This window comes from Protofrankia sp. Cas3 (assembly GCF_963555955.1).
GTDB lineage: Bacteria > Actinomycetota > Actinomycetes > Frankiales > Frankiaceae > Protofrankia.
Genome location: NZ_CAUVXP010000067.1, coordinates 27505 through 29043 on the forward strand (window position 1 = coordinate 27505; position 1539 = coordinate 29043).

The following is a 1539-nucleotide window of genomic DNA, read 5'->3' on the forward strand; positions in this document are numbered from 1 at the left end:
GCCGCAAACGCCTTACACCGACCGTCCGGCGACAACCCCCGCTGCCGACTGAACTCCACGAACAGCGCCGGTGTCGCCATCACGGCGGCGCCGCCCACCAGCGCCATCGAACACTCCCCCGCCCGCAACGCCCGCACCGCCAGATGCAACGCCACCAACGACGACGAACACGCCGTATCCACCGTCAACGCCGGGCCCTCCAACCCGAACGAATACGCGATACGACCGGACATGACACTGCCGGTGTTGCCGGTCAGCACGTACCCCTCGTAGTTGTCGGCGGCCTTCTCCAGCAGTGCGGAGTAGGTCTGTCCACCTGCGCCGACGAAGACGGCTGTCGGCGTCCGCCGCAGCGAGTCCGGGTTCATGCCAGCACGTTCGAACGCCTCCCACGACGTTTCCAGCAACAACCGCTGCTGCGGGTCCATCGCCAACGCCTCACGGGGCGAAATATCGAAGAAACCGGCGTCGAACTCGGTGGCGCCTGGGACGAAACCACCTTCCCGCGTGTACGACTTCCCCGGACTGTCCGGGTCCGGGTCATAGAGGTCAGCCAGATTCCAGCCCCGGTCCGTCGGGAATCCGGTTATGCCGTCGCCACGCGAGATCAGCAGGTCCCACAGGTCCTCCGGGGTGCGCACGCCGCCTGGGAAGCGGCAGGCCATGCCCACGATCGCAATCGGATCGTCGGTTTCGGCGTCGGGCCCTGACGCCCGTCCCGAAGCCGTCGAACTGTCCAGCTGGCCGTCGTCACCGGCCAGCGCGGACAGGAGGTGGTCGGCCAGGTCGGTGGGCGTCGGATAGTCGAACACCAGTGTTCCGGGCAGCCGTAGGCCGATCGCGGCCGTCAGACGGTTGCGCAGTTCGACCGCGGCCAGCGAGTCGAACCCCATGCCCCGGAACACCCCGGTCGCCTCGACGGTCTGGCCGGACGGGTGACCGAGGACGACGGCCGCCTCACCGCGCACCAGGTCGAGCAGGTGGCGGCGGCGCTCGTCGAGGCTCATCGCGGCGAGCCGCTCGACGAGCGCCCCCGCTCCCGCGTCCCGGGGCCGGGTCCGGCCGCGGGAGGACGTCCGTCGGGACGCCGGGACCAAATCCTGGAGTACGGCGGGAGCGCTGTCCGCGCGCCGCAGGGCGGCGAGATCGAGCCGCAACGGCGACGTGTAGGGGGCGCCCGTCCGCAGGGCGGCGTCGAACAGGGCGAGGCCCTGCTCGGCGGAGAAGGGGATGATGCCGCCGCGCTCGGCGCGCCGACGGTCGGCATCGGACAGGTGCGCGGTCATGCCGTGGCTCTGCTCCCACAGTCCCCAGCCGATCGACGTCGCCGGCAGGCCGGCTGCGGCGCGGTGGGACGCGAGCGCGTCGAGGAACCCGTTCGCTGCCGCGTAGTTGGCCTGGCCCGGCGATCCGAAGATCGCGGTCGCCGACGAGAACAGCACGAATGCCGACAGGTCCAGGTCGCGGGTGAGTTCATGCAGGTTCCAGGCAGCGTCGACCTTCGGCCGCAGCACCCGGTCCAGGCGGTCGGGGGTCAGC

The 1539-nt window shown here is 70.6% G+C and carries 1 protein-coding gene; it reads right to left on the reverse strand.

Annotated features, from left to right (window positions below; genetic code table 11):
* On the reverse strand, positions 1 to 1539 hold a 1539-nt coding region (locus U9983_RS14285), incomplete at both ends, for a beta-ketoacyl reductase (RefSeq protein WP_322754499.1).